This window comes from Mycobacterium sp. SMC-15, assembly GCF_045310925.1.
Taxonomy (GTDB): Bacteria; Actinomycetota; Actinomycetes; order Mycobacteriales; family Mycobacteriaceae; genus Mycobacterium.
Genome location: NZ_JBJIAJ010000012.1, coordinates 75,197 through 94,733, shown reverse-complemented (window position 1 = coordinate 94,733; position 19,537 = coordinate 75,197). Strand labels below are relative to the sequence as shown.

Genomic DNA, 19,537 nt, shown 5'->3' with positions numbered 1-19,537 from the left:
GCGATGCGGCTGAACCAGGTCACCGCCGGCAGCACCGACTTGGACCGCGCCGAGCGGTTCTACCTGCTGCTGGGCCTACGGCTGATCGTCAAGACGGACGACTACCTGCGGTTCGAGTGCCCGGACGGGGGCAGCACCTTTTCGCTGGAGCGCGTCAGCGACGTCACCGCCGGCGAGCAGGTGACCATCTATTTCGAGACCGACGATCTGGACGAGCAATACCAGCGGTTGCGCGATTCGGTTGAGTTCACCCAAGCACCGACCGACATGCCGTGGCTGTGGCGCGAGGCCCGACTCAACGACCCCGACGGCCACCGGCTGTGCCTGTTTCATGCCGGCGAAGCCCGCCGCAATCCGCCGTGGCGCCTGACGCCACAAGATTTGCCGTAACCCGAGCGCGGTCCCCCCGCGTGCGCGCTAGCGTCGACCTCAATCGACACCAGCGACGAGGAGCAGACCGTGAGCGAGGAACCCGACCACGAGATTCTGATCGTCGGCGCCGGATTCTCCGGCATCGGAGCGGCGATCAACCTCGACCGTGCCGGGATGACGGACTATGTGATCATCGAAGCCGGCGACGGGGTCGGCGGCACCTGGCACTGGAACACCTATCCGGGTATCGCCGTGGACATCCCGTCGTTCTCCTACCAGTTCTCATTCGAGCAGAGCCCGGACTGGTCGCGCACGTATGCCCCCGGCGGGGAGCTCAAGGCCTACGCCGAGCACTGCGTCGACAAGTACGGTCTGCGCTCGCGAATCCGGTTCGCCACCAAGGTGCTTGCCGCGGAATTCGACGAGGAACACGGCTGGTGGCGGGTGCACACCGACTCGCATCAACCCGGCGGTTCAGCGAGGCTCGACGAAGGAGAGGCGAAGCTGGGACCGCCGCATCAACCGAGCGGTTCAGCGAGGCTCGACGAAGGAGAGGCGAAGCTGGGACCGCCGCATCAACCGGGACCCATCACGGCGCGGTTTCTGATCAATGCCAGCGGCGTGCTGACCACCCCGAACCTGCCTGACATCGCCGATGTCGACACCTTCGCCGGGGTGACGATCCACACCGCCCGCTGGGACCACTCGCAAGACCTGACCGGCAAGCGGGTGGCGGTGATCGGCACCGGAGCCTCGGCGGTGCAGGTGATCCCGGAGATCGCGCCGAAGGTCTCCTCGCTCACCGTCTGTCAGCGGACACCGATCTGGTGTTTCCCGAAATTCGATGTGCCGCTGGCCGCTCCGATCCGCTGGGCGATGCGGCTTCCCGGCGGCAAGGCCCTGCAACGGCTGGCCAGTCAGGCCTACGTCGAGGCGACCTTCCCCATCGCGGCGCAGTATTTCACGGTGTTTCCACTGGCCAAGCGGATGGAATCGGTCGGACGGGCATACCTGCGCCGGCAGGTGCACGATCCGGAACTGCGTAAGCAGCTCACCCCGCGCTACGCCGTCGGCTGCAAGCGCCCCGGCTTCCACAACACCTACCTGTCGACGTTCAACCGCGAGAACGTCCACCTGGTGGTCGACCCCATCGACCAGATCAGCCCCACCGGCGTCGTCACCGCCGACGGGACGTCCCACGAGGTGGACGTGCTGATCTTGGCGACCGGGTTCAAAGTGATGGACAGCGACAACATCCCCACCTTCGCCGTCACCGGGGCCGGGGGCCAGACACTGGCCCGGTTCTGGGACGAGCATCGACTGCAGGCCTACGAGGGGGTCAGCATCCCCGGGTTCCCCAACTTGTTCAGCGTCTTCGGCCCTTACGGCTACGTCGGGTCGTCGTATTTCGCGCTGGTCGAAGCTCAGACCCACCACATCGTGCGGTGCCTGACAAGCGCTCGCGGCCGTGGGGCGACCCGGATCGAGATCTCCGAGGCGGCCAACGCCCGCTACTTCGACGAGATGATGCGCAAACGCCACCGGCAGGTGTTCTGGCAGGACAGCTGCAAGTCGGCCAACAGCTACTACTTCGACAAGCACGGCGATGTCCCGTTGCGGCCCACCACCACGGTGGAGGCCTACTGGCGCAGCCGGCGCTTCGACCTCGACGATTACCGGTTCAGCGCCTAGTCCCCCGCCCGAGCGTGAAGCTGGCTTCACGTCCGGCGCCGAGCGTGAAGCTGCCTTCACGCTCGGCGGCGGCCAGTCAACTAGATGGCGCGCTTGAGGTCGTCGACCTTGTCCAGCTGCTCCCACGGCAGTTCGATGTCGGTGCGCCCGAAGTGACCGTACGCCGCGGTCGGTGCGTAGATCGGACGCAGCAGGTCCAGGTCACGCACGATCGCGCCGGGGCGCAGGTCGAAGACCTCCGGCACGATCTTCTCGATCTTGACCGGGTCGACGGTGGCCGTGCCGAAGGTCTCGATGAACAGACCGACCGGCGCGGCCTTGCCGATGGCGTAGGCGACCTGGACCTCGACGCGCTGCGCCAAGCCCGCGGCGACGATGTTCTTGGCCACCCAGCGCATCGCGTACGCGGCCGAGCGGTCCACCTTCGACGGGTCCTTACCGGAGAAGGCGCCGCCGCCGTGGCGAGCCCAGCCGCCGTAGGTGTCGACGATGATCTTGCGGCCGGTCAGGCCGGCGTCGCCCATCGGGCCGCCGACGACGAAGTTGCCGGTCGGGTTGATCAGCACACGGGTCGACGAGGAATCCAGCGTCTCGTGGGCGAGCTCGGCAAGCACCGTGGAGATCACGTGCTCCCGCAGGTCCGGGTCCAGGGTCTTGACCAGGTCGATGCCCTCGGCGTGCTGCGTGGAGATCACCACGGTGTCCAGCCGGGTCGGGACGTCGTCCTCGTACTCGATGGTGACCTGGGTCTTGCCGTCCGGGCGCAGGTAGTCCAGCGTGCCGTTCTTGCGGACCTCGGTCAGCCGCCGCGAGAGCCGGTGGGCCAGCGCGATGGGCAGCGGCATCAGCTCCGGGGTGTCGGCGATCGCGTAGCCGAACATCAGGCCCTGGTCGCCGGCGCCCTGAGAGTCCAGCGGGTCGGCCGCGCCCTCGACGCGGGCTTCATGCGCGGTGTCGACACCCTGGGCGATGTCGGGCGACTGTGCGCCGATGCCGATGTTGACCCCGCAGCTCGCGCCGTCAAAGCCCTTGTCCGACGAGTCGTAGCCGATCTCCAGGATGCGCTCGCGCACGGTGTTGGTGATGTTGGCGAACGCCTCGCGGGCGTTGGTCGTCACCTCACCGACCACGTGCACCTGGCCGGTGGTGACCAGAGTCTCCACCGCGACACGTGAGCGAGGGTCATCGGCGAGCAGCGCGTCGAGCACCGAGTCGCTGATGGCGTCACAGATCTTGTCGGGGTGGCCTTCAGTCACCGACTCGCTGGTGAACAGCCGTCCCTTTTCGCTCACAATGTCGCCTTCCGGGTAATCGATCCAAAAGTTAGCTCGGGCTAATATAGCCGTGCGGTCCTTGGGAGAGCTTGGCAGCCCGGTGCCCACCCCCCGCGCCATGGGCCGGGAAATGGCTGCGCTGCCCCGCGCCCAGAAGGTTCTCGACAACATCCCCCACGACGAGAATCCCGAACGACTCGGCCCTGCGACCGCCTACTCTACCGACCAGTCGCCGGCGTCGCCGTCTCGACCCGGACTGCCCAGGCGACCAGTGACCGCAGATAAGTCAGTACCAATTCATCCGGGTGGGTGCGCGGGTCGGTGAGATGGAGCAGGGCCAGTTCTTCCAATGCGGACAACAGCAGCCGCATGGTCACACCGTCGGCATCGATCGGGTGGCCGGCTAGCCGGGACAGCCGCCGTGCGGCGATGGTCCGTGCATAGCGGCGGCCCGCTTCGGTGCGGGCCGCCAATTGCGGCGGGGCGCCGGCGGGCGGGCTGAGGATGATGTGCCAACTCATTGGCGCCGCATGCAGATAGGCCAGGATGCCGCGGCCCAGCGCGTCCGGGTCGTCGTCGAGCGGACCGTCCACGCTGCGCATTCCGGCAAACGCGATCGCCGCTTCACGGTCGAGCAGGGCCGTCATCAGTCCGGCCAGATCGCCGAAGTTCTGGTACATCACGGTCCGGGTCACCTGCGCGGAGCGGGCCACCCGTTCGAAGGTCACCGCGGCGAAGCCCTCGGCCGCGACGATGTCACGGGCGTGGTCGAGCAACTGCATCCGCCGAGCCTGCGCCGACATCCGCCGCTTCGGCTCCGGCCGCGCGCTCACGTGGATGCCGGCAGCTCGAGCAGCAACTCCACCGCGCGGGCCGCGCTCTGCGCGGCGCTCTCCATGGTCGCCGACCAGTCGGTACGGGTCCAGTCTCCGGCGAGCACCAGGCTCGGCACCGAGGTGCGCTGATCGGGGCGCAGCCCTTCAGTGCCCACAACCTGCGAAAAGGTGGCTTTGGGCATCTTGACCACCTGCGCGGCCACCACGTTCGCCTCGGCCGCGGCCGGATAGTAGCGGCGCAGCATGTCCATCTGTTCGGCCACGATCTGTTCGTTGGACCGGTGAATCTGTTCGTAGGCACCGCTGGTGGTCAGGCAATACAGCCAGGCGCCGCCTGGATCGCGGCGCTGCATCCGCTGACGGTCGAACACCTCATCGATGACGCCCGTGCCGCCGATCACCGATTCCATCGCCGCCTCGGTGCCCAGCGGCCGGTCCAGGTAGAGGTTGGTGCTCACAATCGGTGTGTAATGCAATTTTTCTGCCGCGGCGTAAATTTCGGCGTGCTCGGGCAGGTCGTCGAGCAAGCCGGCGATGTTCGAGTTGGGCACCGCACACACCACCGCGTCCGCTGGCACCTCAGTGCCGTCTGCCAACTGGACGGCACGAACGGCATTGTCCTCCACCACGATTCGCCGGGCCACTGCGCGATAGCGCACGTCCACGCCGAGCCGCTCGAAAACGGCCAGTGCGCCGGAGATATAGAGCGTGTCGAGATCGGTGGTGGGATAACCGATCGTCACCGCACTGCGGTGGCGCAGGCCGAGGCGGATTCCGGTGGCAAGGACATCGGCGAAGACTTTCGCCGAACCCCGGTCCACCGGCTCGGCGGCGATGCCGAGGGCCAGCCAGTCCCACACCGCCTCCCGGGCCTTGGCGGGCATCCCGACGCGGCGGAGCCACTGGTCGGTGGTCAGATCGGGCAGATCGGCGGGTTGAAACAGCGCCTCCGCGGTCAGGCGCACGGTCGCCGCGGCGGTCCGCAGCCGGTCGAGCAGGCTCGCGTCGGGGTGTGGCCCGAACAGCGTCCGCACCGCTCCCAGTCCGCGGGTCACCATGGTGGTGGCCGCCCCGCCGGGCCAACGCAGCGTTCCGCCGGTCGGAAACTCAACCATCGATCGGGTTCCGACGCTGGTCAGGTAGCGAAACAGGTGGTCGTAGCCGCTGGCGATCACATGCTGGCCGTTGTCCGCGAGGTCCGCTATCCCCTGCACCTGCATCGCCTGGGTGCGCCCGCCGAGGCGCCCACGCCGCTCCAGCAGCGTCACCTTCTTGCCGGCCTCGGCCAACCAGACCGCTGCGGCGAGCCCGGCCAGGCCGCCCCCGATCACCACGTAGCGACGATCGTCCACGCCCGACCCCTCTCGGCTAACTTACGATTTGAAAGTTAGTCCAGGTGCAATGAGCGGTCAACGATCCGATGAAAAGGGCCGCCTTAGCCGCGGTTGCTGCCGAGGAACGCCGCGATCGCGTCCACAATGCGGCTGGCCATCAAGGTCTTGGAGCCCGACTCCAGGGCGGACTCGGTTCCGTCCGCGGCCAGCAGCCACCCGTCGTTGTGGTCGACCTCGAACGCCCGGCCGTCCCCGACCGCGTTGACCACCAACAGGTCACATCCCTTGCGACGCAACTTCGCCCGGGCATGGAACAGCACGTCGCCGTTCTCATCGCCGGTCTCCGCGGCGAAGCCGACGATGGCCCGCATATTGGGCAGCTGCCCGTCGGTGCGGGCGCGGACCGCCCCGGCCAGCACGTCGTCGTTGCGGACCAGTTCGATGGTGGGCTCCCCCGCGCTGTCGGGGCCCTTTTTGATCTTGGACTGCGCCACCCGCACCGGGCGGAAATCGGCGACGGCAGCGGCCATCACCAGCACGTGCGCCTCGGGGGCGTGCTTGGACACCGCGTCATGCAGCTGTTGGGCCGAGCTGACGTGCACCACGTGGACGCCGGCCGGATCGATCAGCCCCGCGGTGTGCGCGGCGATCAGGGTGACCTCCGCGCCCCGTTGGGCCGCCACCCGGGCCACCGCGTAACCCTGCTTGCCCGAACTGCGGTTACCGATGAACCGGACCGGGTCGATGGGCTCGCGGGTGCCGCCCGCGGTCACCAGTACCTTCTGTCCCGCCAGGTCGTGTGGCAACGCGTCGGCCCGCTCCAGCAGCAGCGAGGCGAAGGTGTTGATCTCTTCGGCCTCGGGCAGCCGGCCGGGGCCGGTGTCGGCGCCGGTCAACCGGCCCGACGCGGGCTCGAGGACCACTGCGCCGCGTTCCCGCAGCGTCGCCACATTGGCGACGGTGGCCGGATGCTGCCACATCTCGGTGTGCATGGCCGGGGCGAACAGCACCGGACAGCGGGCGGTGAGCAGGGTGGCGGTCAGCAGATCGTCGGCGCGGCCGGCGACGGCGCGTGCCAACAGATCAGCGGTGGCCGGCGCCACCACCACCAAGTCGGCCTGCTGGCCGATCGCCACATGCGGGACGCGGGGCACGTCATCGAACACCCCGGTGTCGACCGGCTGGCCCGAGAGCGCCTCGAAGGTCGCTGCCCCCACGAAGCGCAGGGCGGACTCGGTCGGGACGACGCGAACCGAATGGCCCGCCTCGGCCAGCTGTCGGACCACGGTGCACGCCTTGTATGCGGCGATGCCTCCGGAGACACCGACGACGACCCGTTTCTGGCCCACCGGTATGACCCGTCCTGCCCGGCTCCGGCTACTCGCCTTCGGTGTATTCGAGCAGGTCGCCGTGGATCTCGCGCAGCGCGATCGACAGCGGCTTCTCCTGCAGGCCGGGCTCGACCAGCGGCCCGACGTATTCGAGGATGCCCTCACCGAGCTGGTTGTAGTAGTCGTTGATCTGGCGCGCACGCTTGGCCGCGTAGATCACCAGTGCGTACTTGCTCGACGCCCGCTGCAGCAGCTCGTCGATGGGCGGGTTGGTGATGCCGAGGGGCGTGTCGTAACCGCCGATCGACGCCGGGTCGAACTCGTCGGCATCGGTCACCACGGCCGAGTCGGTCTGCGAGGTACTCACTTAAGACAATCTCCTGAAGCTCTTTGGCTGGGGGCGGGTCGCGCCTGCTGGTTGTCGTCCGGGTAAATCAGACCGCGCCCGGTGCGGTATCCACCAGCAAGGATACCAATTCTGAGCAGGCTGTTTCCAATCGACCGTTGACCACGACGGCGTCGAAGTCTCCCTGCGCCGCCAACTCGGTGCGTGCGGTGGCCAATCGGCGTTGCATGACCTCCGCGGTTTCGGTGCCGCGGCCGGCCAGTCTGGCCTGCAACGTCTCCCAGTCCGGCGGGGCCAGAAACACCGTGACGGCCTCCGGTAGGGCCTTCTTGATGGCCCGGGCCCCGGCCAGGTCGACCTCGATCAGAACGGGCCGGCCGGAGCGCGTGGCGTCTGCGACGGGGGCCGCCGGAGTACCTGAGCGCTGCAGGCCGCCGTGAATATCGGCCCACTCCAGCAGCTCATTTTTCTCAACTAGCCGGTCGAACTCGGCCGGCGAAACAAATCGGTAGTCGACGCCGTCCACCTCCCCGGGTCTGGGCGCCCGGGTGGTGGCCGACACACTGAAGTACAGGTCCGGTACCCGCTCTCGCAGGCACCGGACCACGCTCGACTTGCCGACCGCGGATGGGCCGGACAGCACTACAACGCGTCCCGCGTTTCCGCTGCCCGGCCCTCCACCGGTAGTCACTGCCGGGTCAGGAGAAGTCGAACTTCTCCAGCAGCGCCTTGCGCTGCCGGTCGCCCAGGCCGCGCAGGCGGCGGGTGGGGGCGATCTCCAGCTCGGTCATGATCTCCTGCGCCTTGACCTTGCCGACCTTCGGCAACGCCTCCAGCAGCGCAGACACCTTCATCTTGCCAAGGACCTCGTCGGTCTCGGCGTCCTTGAGCACCTGCTTGAGATTGGTGCCGCCACGCTTCAGCCGGTCCTTGAGCTCCGCTCGGGCCCGACGTGCGGCCGCCGCCTTCTCCAACGCGGCGGCGCGCTGCTCGTCGGTCAACTGGGGAAGGGCCACGATTCCTCCGTCTCGTCATCATCGACAACGTCGATGTTTTCCTTGTCCCGGCCAGGTACTTCGGCCAGAGACGACGACCGTACCCACGCCGTCTGACGAAATCTAACCCCACCCCCCCGTTTCCGGCTACAAATGCCCAGCGTATGGGGTTTGGGCGCGGCGCCGTCCAAGCCGAGTCGGCCACCATCGGTCAGCCCGCCTCGGATGAGTCGCGATCCCCGACGGCCCGGCCCGAAAAACCGCTCTGAGCTAGCCTTTTGCTCGTTCTGGTCGGCCGGATGGGATGCCGCGCCGCGGGCGCGGCAGGGGCGTTTGCGATGTGACCGGACATTCATGCCAGTGACTTCGCACCTCGCGGCGTGTCGGGCGTGTCGAGGCCGGGTTTGGTCAGCCGGCGCCATCTCCCACCGGGGGTCCATCGACCAACGCCGGCACCCCGAGGAGGTGGGTGACCACCGTGTTCCGCCACCCACACGGCACCGAAGTGGTCGTGTCCATCCAGCGGGCGAACGCGGCTGCGGGCGCTGAAAACCCCGCAACACCGAGCCTGGTATTTCTACGCGCAGGCCCTGGTGGCACGGCACGAAACAGGAATCCAAGAACCCGATGGACTGACAGCAACTATTCAGGGAGTTTCTACATTTGAACGTTCGAAGTCGCGGGTTAGCCGCTTAATGTGCCGGCCAGGTGGGTGGTCCACCCGGGGGTGTTTATGGGGGGTATGACTATGAACATTTCCGCTGAATACCGTTTCGGTAGAGAAAGTGGGAATTCATGACGATGACGACAGTCGGCCGTGCTGGCCGGTGGGCTCTTACGGCGGCCACGGTGTTGGCCCTCGGTGCTTTCGGGATCGGCGCGGCCAGCGCCGAGCCCCATGACGGAATCACCGGTGGCGCCGGCAACAACGGCGGGGTGAACGTCAACATGGGGCCCTTCGGCGGCGGTATGAATGCCGGCCGAAACGGCGGCTTCAACTTCGGCCCTAACGGAATCGGCGCCGGCGGCGGTCAAAACAACAGCGCCGACGTCAACATGGGTCCGTTCGGCGGCGGTATGAATGTCGGCCGAAACGGCGGCTTCAACTTCGGCCCTAACGGAATCGGCGCCGGCGGCGGCCAGAACAACAGCGCCAACGTCAACATGGGGCCCTTCGGCGGCGGTTACAGCGCCAGCACCGGTGGGGGCGTCAACTTCGGCGGCCGGTAACTGGCATTCCAGGGCCTGCGTAGGCGCCCCGTCGGGCGCCTACGCAGGCCCTGTCGCGAGTTATCCCGCGGCGGCCAAGTAGGCCACGGCGTCCCGCATTCGCTCAGCGGCGGCACGCAGTGCACCGGCATCCGGGCCGGCCCGCAGCACCTCACGCGAAACCGCCGGCAGCAAAGTGCCCGCAGCGGCCCCTCCGAGCCCGGCAAGGGCCTCTGGGCGCCCGCCCTGGGCCCCAACGCCCGGCACCAGCACTGGCCCGCCCAGGGCACTCAGATCGGGCACCTCGCGCAGCGTGGCGCCCACCACGACGCCGATCGAGCCCAGTACCGCCGCACCCTCGGCTTTGTTCTCTTCCGCGGCCGCATCGACGATCGCCTGCGCCACGGTGCGGCCGTCCGCATCCTCGGCCCGCTGCACGCTCGCCCCCTCCGGGTTCGAGGTGGCCGCCAACACGAACACGCCCCGCCGATGCTGCGCGGCGGTCTCCAGCAGCGGCTGCAATGACCCGAAGCCCAGGTAGGGCGAGGCCGTCACCGCGTCGGCGGCCAACGGCGACTGTCCGGCCCAGGCAGCCGCGTAAGCGGCCATGGTCGAGCCGATGTCACCGCGTTTGGCGTCGGCCAGCACCAGCACACCGGCCTCGCGCAGCGCCGCGATGGTGCGCTCCAGCACGGCGAAGCCCGCCGACCCGTACGCCTCGAAGAACGCCACCTGCGGCTTGACGACGGCGAACCCGGCGAACGCCGTCACGCACGTCTCGCTGAACACCGCCAGCCCGTCCGGTGTCGTGGGCAGGCCCCAGGCGGTCAGTAGTTCGGGGTGCGGGTCGATGCCCAGGCACAGTGGCCCGCGGGCCGCCATCGCGTCGGCCAGGCGCGCACCGAACCCCGGTATCACTACTGCCCGCCGAGGGTGCTGTGCAGTTCCTGCAGGGAACGCACCCCGATATCGCCCCGGATGCCGGCCTCGATGCCCTGCACCGCCGCGGCCGCGCCCTGGACGGTGGTGATGCACGGGATGTTCACGCTGACCGCTGCCGAACGGATCTCGTAGCCGTCCACCCGCGGACCGGAGTTGCCATACGGCGTGTTGATCACCAGGTCCACCTCACCGGCGCGGATCGCGTCCACCGCGGTCAGCTCCGGGCGCTGTGGACTGGGCTCCTCGAAATTCTTGCGCACCACATCGCATGGAATCCCGTTGCGGCGCAGCATTTCCGCGGTTCCCTCGGTGGCCAGGACCCGGAATCCCAAGTCAGCGAGCCGTTTGACCGGAAACACCAGCGACCGCTTGTCGTGGTTGGCCACCGACACGAAGACCGTGCCCTGGGCCGGTAGCGAGCCGTAGGCGGCGGTCTGGCTCTTGGCGAACGCGGTGCCGAAGTCACGGTCGATGCCCATCACCTCACCGGTGGACTTCATCTCCGGGCCGAGCAGTGAGTCGATGCCGGAGCCGTCCGCGCGGCGGAAGCGGTGGAACGGCAGCACCGCCTCCTTGACCGCGATGGGCGCGTTCGGACCGACCGTGGCCCCGTCCCCCGAGGCGGCCAACAGCCCCTCGGCCCGCAGTTCGGCGATCGTGGTGCCCAGCATGACGCGCGCGCAGGCCTTGGCCAGCGGCACCGCGGTGGCCTTGGACACGAACGGCACCGTCCGGCTGGCCCGCGGGTTGGCCTCCAGCACGTAGAGCACGTCGTCTTTGAGGGCGAACTGCACGTTGAGCAGCCCCACCACCCCGACGCCGTGGGCGATGGCCTCAGTGGCACGCCGCACCTTCTCGATGTCGCTGCGCCCCAGCGTCACCGGCGGCAATGCGCAGGCCGAGTCACCGGAGTGGATGCCGGCTTCCTCGATGTGCTCCATGATGCCGCCGATGTAGACCTCGCTGCCGTCGCACAGCGCGTCGACGTCGATCTCGATGGCGTCTTCCAGGAACCGGTCCACCAGCACCGGATGCTCCGGCGACAGCTGGGTGGCCCGGGTGATGTAGCCGTGCAGAGTCTCTTCGTCGTAGACGATCTCCATGCCCCGCCCGCCCAGCACGTACGACGGACGCACCAGGACCGGGTAGCCGATGTCGGCGGCGATCCGTTTGGCCTGCTCGAAGGTCGTGGCGGTGCCGTACCGCGGCGCCGGCAGCCCGGCGGTGGTCAGCACATCGCCGAACGCGCCGCGGTCCTCGGCCAGGTCGATGGCTTCCGGGCTGGTCCCGACGATCGGCACTCCGGCGTCGGCCAGCCGCTGGGCCAGCCGCAGCGGGGTCTGCCCGCCGAGCTGGACGATCACGCCGACCACGCCGGGTCCGCCCTGGCCCGACTGCTGTTCGGCGTAGTACACCTCGAGCACGTCTTCGAACGTCAACGGTTCGAAGTAGAGCCGGTCGGCGGTGTCGTAGTCGGTGGACACCGTCTCGGGGTTGCAGTTGATCATCACCGTCTCGAACCCGGCCTGGCTCAAGGTGATCGCGGCGTGCACGCAGCTGTAGTCGAACTCGATACCCTGGCCGATCCGGTTGGGTCCGGACCCCAGGATGAGCACCTTGGGCTTGACGTCCTGGGCTGCCACCTCGGTCTCGGCGGCGGGGTCAAGCTCGAAGGTGCTGTAGTGATACGGCGTCTTGGACTCGAATTCCGCCGCGCAGGTGTCGACGGTCTTGAAAACCGGGTGGATGCCCAGCCGGTCGCGCAGCAGCCGCACCCCGTCCTCGCCGGCCAGTTCCGGGCGCAGCACGGCGATCTGATGATCCGACAGGCCGCTGTACTTGCAGCGGCGCAGCAGATCCGCGTCGAGCACCGGGGTGTCGACGACCTCGGTGCGCAGCGCCACCAGGCCGTTGATCTGCTCGACGAACCACGGGTCCACCCCGGAGGCCTCGGCGACCGCTTCCACGGTGGCGCCGAGGCGCAGCGCCAGCTCGATGTCATAGAGCCGGCCCTCGGTGGGCACCCGCAACCGCGCCAGCGCGTCGTCGGCGCTGCCTTCGGGATCCGGTTTGGTCCAGAACCCGGCACGATCGGTTTCCAGCGAGCGCATCACCTTGCCGAGCGACTCGATGAAGTTGCGGCCCAACGACATCGCTTCGCCCACCGACTTCATGGTGGTGGTCAGCCGCGGGTCGGCGCCGGGGAACTTCTCGAACGCGAAGCGCGGTGCCTTGACCACGACGTAGTCCAGTGCCGGCTCGAAGCAGGCCGGGGTCTCTTTGGTGATGTCGTTGATGATCTCGTCGAGGGTGTAGCCGATCGCGAGCTTGGCGGCGATCTTGGCGATCGGGAAACCGGTCGCCTTCGACGCCAGCGCGCTGGATCGCGAGACCCGCGGGTTCATCTCGATCACGATGAGTCGGCCGTCTTGGGGGTTGACCGCGAACTGGATGTTGCAACCGCCGGTATCCACCCCGACCTCGCGCAGGATCGCGATCCCCAGGTCACGCATCTTCTGGTATTCGCGGTCGGTCAGCGTCATCGCCGGTGCGACGGTCACCGAGTCGCCGGTATGCACGCCCATCGGGTCGACGTTCTCGATCGAGCAGACCACGACGACGTTGTCGTTGCCGTCGCGCATCAACTCGAGCTCGAATTCCTTCCACCCGTAGATGGATTCTTCGATCAGGACGTTGGCCGTCGGGGAGGCGGCCAGGCCGTCACCGGCCATCCGCGCTACCTCGTCGAGGCTGGCCGCCAGTCCCGATCCCAGGCCACCCATGGTGAAGGAGGGGCGAACGACGACGGGCAGCCCGAGTTCGGCGACGGTCTCTTCGACCTCCGCCATGGTGTAGCAGACCCGGGAACGCGCCGACTCGCCGCCGACCTTGGCAACGATGTCCTTGAACTGCTGGCGGTCTTCGCCACGCTGGATCGCCTCGAAGTCGGCGCCGATCAGCTCCACTCCGTACCGCTCCAGCACCCCGTGCTCGTGCAGGGCCACCGCGGTGTTCAGTGCGGTCTGCCCGCCCAGGGTGGCCAGCAGGGCGTCGACCTTGTTGCCGCGCTCGGCTTGCTGAGCGAGCACCTTTTCGACGAACTCCCAGGTGATGGGCTCGACGTAGGTGTTGTCGGCGTACTCGGGGTCGGTCATGATGGTGGCCGGATTGGAGTTGACCAGGCTCACCTGCAGGCCTTCGGCCTTGAGCACCCGGCAGGCCTGGGTTCCCGAATAGTCGAATTCACACGCTTGGCCAATCACGATCGGCCCGGAGCCGATCACCAGAACATGGCGCAGGTCACTACGGCGCGGCATTACTTCTCCCCTGCCATCAGGTCGACGAACTGGTCGAACAGGTATTCCGCGTCATGCGGTCCGGCCGCGGCCTCCGGGTGGTACTGCACCGAGAACGCCCGGCCGTCGGCGAGCTTGACGCCCTCAACGACTCCGTCGTTGGCGCAGGTGTGACTCACCACCGCCGGACCGAAGTCGGTGTCAAAGCGCTGGCCCGCTTCGCCTTCCAGTGCGAAGCCGTGGTTCTGCGCGGTCACCGCCACCCGGCCGGTGGCGTGGTCGATCACCGGGATGTTGATGCCGCGGTGGCCGAACGTCATCTTGTAGGTGCTCAGCCCCAGCGCCCGGCCCAGGATCTGGTTTCCGAAACAGATTCCGAACAGCGGGATTCCGGCACCGAGCACCTCGCGGGTCAACGCCACCATCGCCTCCGCGGTGGCCGGGTCCCCGGGCCCGTTGGACAGGAACACCCCGTCCGGCTTCAGGTCGGCGATCGCCGCGAAGTCCACCGACGACGGCAGTACGTGGCTGCGGATTCCGCGCCGCGAGAAGTTGCGTGGGGTATTGGTCTTGATGCCCAGGTCCAGCGCGGCGATGGTGAACCGGTGCGCGCCCTCGGGTTCCACCACGTATCCCGCGTCGGTGCTGACCTGGCCGGCAAGATCGGCGCCGAGCATCGACGGCTGCTCGCGGACCCGGGTCACCAGCTCATCCGGCGATGCCAGCGCGTCACCGGAGAACACCCCGGCCTTCATCGATCCGTGATTGCGCAGGTGACGCACGATGGTCCGGGTGTCGACCCCGGCGATTCCGACGATGCCCTGGCGGATCAGCTCGTCGTCCAGCGTGCCGGTGGCCCGCCAATTCGACGCCCGCGGCGACGGGTCGCGCACGACATAGCCGGCCACCCAGATCTTTTCGTCGCGGCTCTCCCCGTCCTCGCGGTTCCAGCCGGTGTTGCCGATCTGCGGGGCGGTGGCCACCACGATCTGCCGGTGATAGCTGGGGTCGGTCAGGGTCTCCTGGTAGCCGGACATCCCGGTGGAGAACACCGCCTCACCCAGGGTCTGTCCCACGGCCCCGAACGGCGTTCCGGTGAACGTCCGGCCGTCCTCGAGAACCAGCACCGCTCGCGAGTTCATCTGTCGTCTTCCTCTTCTTCTAACCAGCGGCTGTGCTCGGCGCGGTCGTCCGCGCGGAAGCCGGTGTCTATCTCGGTGCCCGACGGCAGTCGCCAGCGGATCGCCAGCACTCCGTCGTAGGGTCGGGTGGGGAAAGAAGGAATAGTGCGCCCGGCGATACCGCGTTCGGTGCGGACCGCGATCACCGTGTCTGCGGGGATCCAGATCGGCCGGGCGCCGCTGCGCTGCACCATGATCCCCTCGGGGTAGCGGGTCAGCACCGCCTTGGTGCGATAGCCCAGGTCTCCGACCACCACCCGGTCGTTCCACTTCGGGGCCAGCGTGCACCCCAGGTACTGCCCGCGGGTGGCAGCCACGGTCGGCGCCCCCACCGTGTCGGGCACCGTCGGCAGTGTCCCGATCAGCGCGTCCTGCAGTTGGCCGCGACGGCGCCAACCGCGCATCATCAGCCGGATCACCACGCCGATCAGCACCACCAGCAGAAAAGCGAAGACCAGCGAGCCGATCAACGTGGGGGTATTCATGCCGGGCTCTTTCCGTCCCGGGCGGTGATCCGGCCACGCAGCAGGGTCGCGGTGACGGTCGCGGGCAAGGTCATCTCTTCATAGGGGGTGTTGTCCGAGCGGCTGGCCAGCTGCGCACCGGTGACCACCCAGGTCGTGTCGGGATCGACCACGGTCAGGTTGGCCGGCTCGCCCACCTCCAGCGGGCGGCCCTGGTCGGGCAGACCGACGATTTGGGCCGGCCGCTCGCTCATCACCCGGGCCACGTCGCGCCAGGTCAACAGGCCGGTCTGCACCATGGTGGCCACCACTACCGACAGCGCGGTCTGCAGGCCCAGCATCCCGGGCCGAGCGATGGAAAACTCGCAGCACTTCTCATGATCAGCGTGCGGGGCGTGATCGGTAGCCACACAGTCGATGACGCCGTCGGCCAGGGCGCGGCGCAGGGCGACTGTGTCACTGGCCTCGCGCAGCGGCGGGTTGACCCGGTTGCGTCCGTCGTAGTCGGCCAGTCGACTGTCATCGAGCATCAGATGATGCGGGGTGACTTCTGCGGTCACCGAGATGCCTTGCGCCTTAGCCCATTTCAGAAGCTCCACCGTTCCGGCGGTGGACGCATGGCAGATGTGCAGGCGGGCGCCCGCGTCGCGGGCCAGCAGGATGTCCCGAGCCACGATCGATTCTTCGGCGACCCGCGGCCAGCCGGCCAAGCCCAGCCGGGCGGCGTTGGGCCCCTCATGGGCGACCGAGCCGACAGTCAGCCGAGGTTCCTCGGCGTGCTGGGCGATCAACACCCCCAGTCCGGTCGCGTACTCCAGCGCGCGTCGCATCACCAGGGGGTGATCAACACAGACGCCGTCGTCGGAGAACATCCGAACGCCCGCGGTACCGGCGGCCATCATGCCCATCTCGGTCAGCTGGGTGCCGCCCAGTCCAACCGTGACGGCGCCGACCGGGTGCACGTCGACCAGGCCGACCTGCTGTCCGCGCTGCCAGACATGGTCGGTGACCACCGGAGAGTCGGCCACCGGATCGGTGTTGGCCATCGCGAACACCGCGGTGTAGCCACCCAGGGCCGCCGCCGCCGAGCCGGTTTCGATGTCCTCGGCGTATTCGCGTCCCGGTTCACGCAGGTGGGTGTGCAGGTCGACGAAGCCCGGCAGCAACACCTGTCCGGGCGCGTCAATGACCTCGCAGTCATCCGGTACGGACAGACCGGTACCGATCTGCGCGATCTGGCCGTCGGTCACCAGCACATCGACCTGGTCACCTTCGCCGTAACACCGCACTCCGCGGATCAGCACGCTCACAGCGCCGCTTCCTCTCCCGCCGACCCCGTGGATTCACTGCCCACCAGCAGATGGAACAGCACCGCCATGCGCACATGGACACCGTTGGAAACCTGTTGCAGCACCGCGGATTGCGACGAGTCCGCCACCGACGAGGAGATCTCCATGCCGCGCAGCATCGGGCCGGGGTGCAGCACCACGGCGTGGTCGGCGAGCATCGCCCGGCGCTTCTCGCTCAGCCCGTAGCGCACCGAGTACTCCCGCGTCGACGGGAAGAATCCGCCGGTCATCCGTTCAGCCTGCACCCGCAGCATCAACACCGCGTCGGCGGCCGGCAACTCGGCGTCTAAGTCATGCGAGACCGTCACCGGCCAGTCGGCCACCCCGACCGGCAACAGCGTCGGCGGAGCCACCAGCACCACCTCGGCGCCCAGGGTCGACAACAGACTCACGTTGGAGCGGGCCACCCGGCTGTGCACGATGTCGCCGACAATGACGACGCGGCGGCCTTCGATACCGCCCAGGCGCTGACGCACGGTGAGCGCGTCGAGCAAGGCCTGGGTGGGGTGTTCATGGGTGCCGTCACCGGCGTTGATCACCGCGGGACCGCCGTCTTCGGCGGCTCCGGTCCATTCCGAGAGCAGGTGTGCCGCACCCGAAGCCGGGTGACGGATGATCAGCGCGTCGGCGCCGGCGGCCCGCAGGGTGAACGCGGTGTCGCGCAGCGACTCCCCCTTGTTCACCGAGGAACCCGACGCGGACACGTTGATCACGTCGGCGCTCATCCACTTACCGGCCACCTCGAAGGAGACCCTGGTCCGGGTGGAGTTCTCGTAGAACATGGTGATCACGGTGCGCCCGCGCAGGGTGGGCAGCTTCTTGACCTCGCGCCCCACCAGCGCCTGGGCGAAGCGGTCGGCGTCGTCGAGGATCGCGGTGGCCTCATCGCGGCTCAAGTCGCCGGCTGCCAACAGATGCCTGGTGCTCATCGAGTAATCACCACCTGGTCGCGACCGTCGTGTTCAGCCAGTAAGACGTGCACGCTTTCGCCGCGGGCGGTCGGCACGTTCTTGCCGACGTAGTCGGCGCGCACCGGCAGCTCCCGATGGCCGCGATCCACCAGCACCGCCAGCTGCACGATCCGGGGCCGGCCCACGTCGCGCAGCGCGTCCAGTGCGGCCCGCACCGATCGACCGGCGAAGAGCACGTCGTCGACCAGGATCACGCACGCGTCATCGATGCCGCCGGCCGGGATCGAGGTGGGTTCCAGGGGCCGCGGGGGCTGACGCATCAGGTCGTCGCGGTACAAGGTGATGTCCAGCGCGCCGTGCGCGACGTCGACACCGCAGAATTCGCTGATCTTGCCGGCCAGCCGCTGGGCCAGGGTGACGCCGCGGGTGGGAATACCCAACAGCACGACGCGCGGGGCGTTAGCTCTATCGGGGTCGTCTAAAGCCGTCTTCTCGATGATCTGATGTGCGATCCGAGAAACAGTGCGACCCACATCCGCCGAGGACATCAATTCCCGGTCGGTGCTGGAATTACCGGCAGCAGCCATGCGAAACCGCAGGACCTCCTTCTCCGCCTCGCAGGACGGATCGTTAAAGGATGTCGAACTGCCGCGTAGCCTAACATCCGCCCACTGGTTGCCTTGCGCGAGCGTGCGCGGCTGTACGCGCAAATGCGGCGTGTCGGTGCACAGACACGCACCCTCGCGGAGGGAGGTAGCGACGCCGCTGGCGAGATGGCGCCGCTAACCTGACCGGGTGAATCTCGACCCCAATCAGGCGCCGCTGCGTGAGGCCTGCGACACCGGCCTGCTCGCCGGCGTGGTGACACTCGTCTGGCAGCGCGGCACGGTGCTGCAGGTCAACGAGATCGGCCATCGCGATGTCGGTGCCGGCCTGCCGATGACCCGCGACACGGTGTTCCGGATCGCCTCCATGACCAAGCCGGTCACCATCGCCGCCGCGATGACTCTGGTCGACGAGGGCCGACTGCGACTCACCGACCCCATCGCGCACTGGTTGCCGGAGTTCGCCGCACCGCGGGTGCTGGTGGAGCCCGCCGGTTCGCTGGAGGCCACCACCGCGGCACGGCGAGCGCTCACGGTCGACGATCTGATGACGCACCGCTGCGGCATCGGCTACGGATTCTCCGTCCCCGGCCCCATCGCGCGGGAGTACCAGCGGCTGCCCTTCGGACGCGGACCCGAAGCGTGGCTGACGGCACTGGCTGCGCTTCCCCTGGTGGACCAGCCCGGTGAGCGAGTCACCTACGGCCACGGCACTGACGTGCTGGGCGTGCTGCTGTCGCGGATCGAGGGCAAGCCACTGCCGCAGGTGATCGAGGAGCGGATCCTGGGCCCGCTGGGGATGGTCGACACCGGTTTCTGCGTCACTCCGCAGGCACGCGGGCGCAGCGCCACCATGTACCGCGTCGACGGGGACACGCTGCGCGACGACGCGATGGGGCCGGTGCCGATCGCGATGCCGGCGTTTCCCAACGCCGGGGGCGGCTTGATGTCGACCGCCGACGACTACCTGGCGTTCACCCGCATGTTGCTGGCCGACGGCATGTTCGACGGCACCCGGGTGCTCTCGGCCTCCTCGGCGCGGGCGATGCGCACCGACCAGCTCACCGACGACCAGAAGCGCCACCCGTTCCTGGGCGCCCCGTTCTGGGTCGGGCGCGGGTTCGGGCTCAATCTGTCGGTGGTGACCGACCCGGCGAAGTCCCAGCCGCTGTTCGGGCCGGGCGGTGCGGGCGCGTTCGGCTGGCCGGGCGCCTACGGCACCTGGTGGCAGGCGGATCCGGCCGCGGACCTGATCCTGATCTATCTGGTGCAGAATTCCCCGACGCTGTCCACGGACATGGCCGTCGCGGTCGCCGGCAATACCTCGATCGCCAAACTGCGGGTGGCGCAGCCGAAGTTCGTCCGGCGGACCTACGCAGCCCTGGGTTTGTGAGCCGGGC

The 19,537-nt window shown here is 68.3% G+C and carries 18 protein-coding genes; 4 read left to right on the top strand and 14 right to left on the bottom strand.

Annotated features, from left to right (window positions below):
* Positions 1 to 3: 3 nt before the first annotated feature.
* On the top strand, positions 4 to 390 hold the full coding sequence (locus ACJH71_RS17765) for a VOC family protein (protein WP_406759306.1): 387 nt from the start codon (positions 4 to 6) through the stop codon (positions 388 to 390).
* A 69-nt stretch (positions 391 to 459) separates the two neighbouring features.
* Complete coding sequence (locus ACJH71_RS17760; protein ID WP_406759305.1) at positions 460 to 2,064, top strand: flavin-containing monooxygenase; 1,605 nt, start codon at positions 460 to 462, stop codon at positions 2,062 to 2,064.
* Between the two features lie 80 nt (positions 2,065 to 2,144).
* Here ACJH71_RS17760 and metK read toward each other — a convergent pair whose 3' ends face one another.
* The 7 genes from metK to mihF all read right to left on the bottom strand — a co-directional run bounded on the left by metK (position 2,145) and on the right by mihF (position 8,201).
* A complete protein-coding gene (gene metK / locus ACJH71_RS17755) occupies positions 2,145 to 3,356 on the bottom strand; it encodes a methionine adenosyltransferase (RefSeq protein ID WP_406759304.1) in 1,212 nt (403 codons plus the stop codon).
* A 200-nt stretch (positions 3,357 to 3,556) separates the two neighbouring features.
* Entirely contained in the window at positions 3,557 to 4,141 is a 585-nt protein-coding gene (locus tag ACJH71_RS17750) for a TetR/AcrR family transcriptional regulator (RefSeq protein WP_406759380.1), read from the bottom strand.
* Positions 4,142 to 4,167: 26 nt separating this feature from the next.
* Entirely contained in the window at positions 4,168 to 5,526 is a 1,359-nt protein-coding gene (hpnE, locus tag ACJH71_RS17745; protein ID WP_406759303.1) for a hydroxysqualene dehydroxylase HpnE, read from the bottom strand.
* A gap of 83 nt (positions 5,527 to 5,609) precedes the next feature.
* Complete coding sequence (gene coaBC / locus ACJH71_RS17740; protein WP_406759302.1) at positions 5,610 to 6,857, bottom strand: bifunctional phosphopantothenoylcysteine decarboxylase/phosphopantothenate--cysteine ligase CoaBC; 1,248 nt, start codon at positions 6,855 to 6,857, stop codon at positions 5,610 to 5,612.
* Positions 6,858 to 6,885: 28 nt separating this feature from the next.
* The gene (gene rpoZ, locus ACJH71_RS17735; protein ID WP_067972944.1) at positions 6,886 to 7,206 is read right to left on the bottom strand and encodes a DNA-directed RNA polymerase subunit omega; all 321 of its coding nucleotides are present in this window, start codon (positions 7,204 to 7,206) and stop codon (positions 6,886 to 6,888) included.
* A gap of 67 nt (positions 7,207 to 7,273) precedes the next feature.
* A complete protein-coding gene (gene gmk / locus ACJH71_RS17730; protein ID WP_406759301.1) occupies positions 7,274 to 7,876 on the bottom strand; it encodes a guanylate kinase in 603 nt (200 codons plus the stop codon).
* 7 nt (positions 7,877 to 7,883) lie between these two features.
* Positions 7,884 to 8,201 (bottom strand): integration host factor, actinobacterial type, encoded by a 318-nt coding sequence (gene mihF / locus ACJH71_RS17725; RefSeq protein ID WP_003932123.1) that lies wholly within the window; start codon positions 8,199 to 8,201, stop codon positions 7,884 to 7,886.
* Positions 8,202 to 8,975: 774 nt separating this feature from the next.
* On the opposite strand from mihF, the gene ACJH71_RS17720 reads away from it, so the two are divergent.
* Complete coding sequence (locus ACJH71_RS17720; protein WP_406759300.1) at positions 8,976 to 9,410, top strand: hypothetical protein; 435 nt, start codon at positions 8,976 to 8,978, stop codon at positions 9,408 to 9,410.
* Between the two features lie 60 nt (positions 9,411 to 9,470).
* On the opposite strand, the gene pyrF is transcribed toward ACJH71_RS17720, so the two are convergent.
* The 7 genes from pyrF to pyrR are packed head-to-tail and all read right to left on the bottom strand — an operon-like array spanning position 9,471 to position 18,119.
* Positions 9,471 to 10,304, bottom strand: coding sequence for an orotidine-5'-phosphate decarboxylase (gene pyrF / locus ACJH71_RS17715; protein ID WP_406759379.1), 834 nt, complete (start codon positions 10,302 to 10,304; stop codon positions 9,471 to 9,473).
* Between the two features lie 2 nt (positions 10,305 to 10,306).
* A complete protein-coding gene (gene carB, locus ACJH71_RS17710; protein WP_406759299.1) occupies positions 10,307 to 13,648 on the bottom strand; it encodes a carbamoyl-phosphate synthase large subunit in 3,342 nt (1,113 codons plus the stop codon).
* Positions 13,648 to 14,769 carry a glutamine-hydrolyzing carbamoyl-phosphate synthase small subunit gene (gene carA, locus ACJH71_RS17705; protein WP_406759298.1) on the bottom strand — a complete coding sequence of 374 codons (1,122 nt, stop codon included), beginning with the start codon at positions 14,767 to 14,769 and terminating at the stop codon, positions 13,648 to 13,650. The genes carB and carA overlap by 1 nt, the downstream gene beginning before the upstream one ends.
* A complete protein-coding gene (locus tag ACJH71_RS17700; RefSeq protein WP_406759297.1) occupies positions 14,766 to 15,293 on the bottom strand; it encodes a transporter in 528 nt (175 codons plus the stop codon). Before ACJH71_RS17700 ends, carA begins: the two co-directional genes overlap by 4 nt.
* On the bottom strand, positions 15,290 to 16,582 hold the full coding sequence (locus tag ACJH71_RS17695) for a dihydroorotase (RefSeq protein WP_406759296.1): 1,293 nt from the start codon (positions 16,580 to 16,582) through the stop codon (positions 15,290 to 15,292). Before ACJH71_RS17695 ends, ACJH71_RS17700 begins: the two co-directional genes overlap by 4 nt.
* A complete protein-coding gene (locus tag ACJH71_RS17690) occupies positions 16,579 to 17,550 on the bottom strand; it encodes an aspartate carbamoyltransferase catalytic subunit (protein ID WP_406759295.1) in 972 nt (323 codons plus the stop codon). The genes ACJH71_RS17695 and ACJH71_RS17690 overlap by 4 nt, the downstream gene beginning before the upstream one ends.
* On the bottom strand, positions 17,547 to 18,119 hold the full coding sequence (gene pyrR / locus ACJH71_RS17685; RefSeq protein ID WP_406759294.1) for a bifunctional pyr operon transcriptional regulator/uracil phosphoribosyltransferase PyrR: 573 nt from the start codon (positions 18,117 to 18,119) through the stop codon (positions 17,547 to 17,549). Before pyrR ends, ACJH71_RS17690 begins: the two co-directional genes overlap by 4 nt.
* A 208-nt stretch (positions 18,120 to 18,327) precedes the next feature.
* Here pyrR and ACJH71_RS17680 point away from each other — a divergent pair, with 208 nt between their 5' ends.
* Positions 18,328 to 19,530: a serine hydrolase domain-containing protein gene (locus tag ACJH71_RS17680; protein WP_406759293.1), complete on the top strand. Its 1,203-nt coding sequence runs from the start codon at positions 18,328 to 18,330 to the stop codon at positions 19,528 to 19,530.
* The last annotated feature ends 7 nt before the right edge of the window (positions 19,531 to 19,537 follow it).

What these genes read in the sequence shown, in the direction of transcription:
- ACJH71_RS17765 (WP_406759306.1), top strand. Translation starts at nt 4, where the DNA reads ATGCGGCTGAACCAGGTCACCGCCGGCAGCACCGACTTGGACCGCGCC.
- ACJH71_RS17750 (WP_406759380.1), bottom strand. Translation starts at nt 4,141, where the DNA reads ATGTCGGCGCAGGCTCGGCGGATGCAGTTGCTCGACCACGCCCGTGAC.
- ACJH71_RS17720 (WP_406759300.1), top strand. Translation starts at nt 8,976, where the DNA reads ATGACGATGACGACAGTCGGCCGTGCTGGCCGGTGGGCTCTTACGGCG.
- carB (WP_406759299.1), bottom strand. Translation starts at nt 13,648, where the DNA reads ATGCCGCGCCGTAGTGACCTGCGCCATGTTCTGGTGATCGGCTCCGGG.
- carA (WP_406759298.1), bottom strand. Translation starts at nt 14,769, where the DNA reads ATGAACTCGCGAGCGGTGCTGGTTCTCGAGGACGGCCGGACGTTCACC.
- ACJH71_RS17700 (WP_406759297.1), bottom strand. Translation starts at nt 15,293, where the DNA reads ATGAATACCCCCACGTTGATCGGCTCGCTGGTCTTCGCTTTTCTGCTG.
- ACJH71_RS17690 (WP_406759295.1), bottom strand. Translation starts at nt 17,550, where the DNA reads ATGAGCACCAGGCATCTGTTGGCAGCCGGCGACTTGAGCCGCGATGAG.
- pyrR (WP_406759294.1), bottom strand. Translation starts at nt 18,119, where the DNA reads ATGGCTGCTGCCGGTAATTCCAGCACCGACCGGGAATTGATGTCCTCG.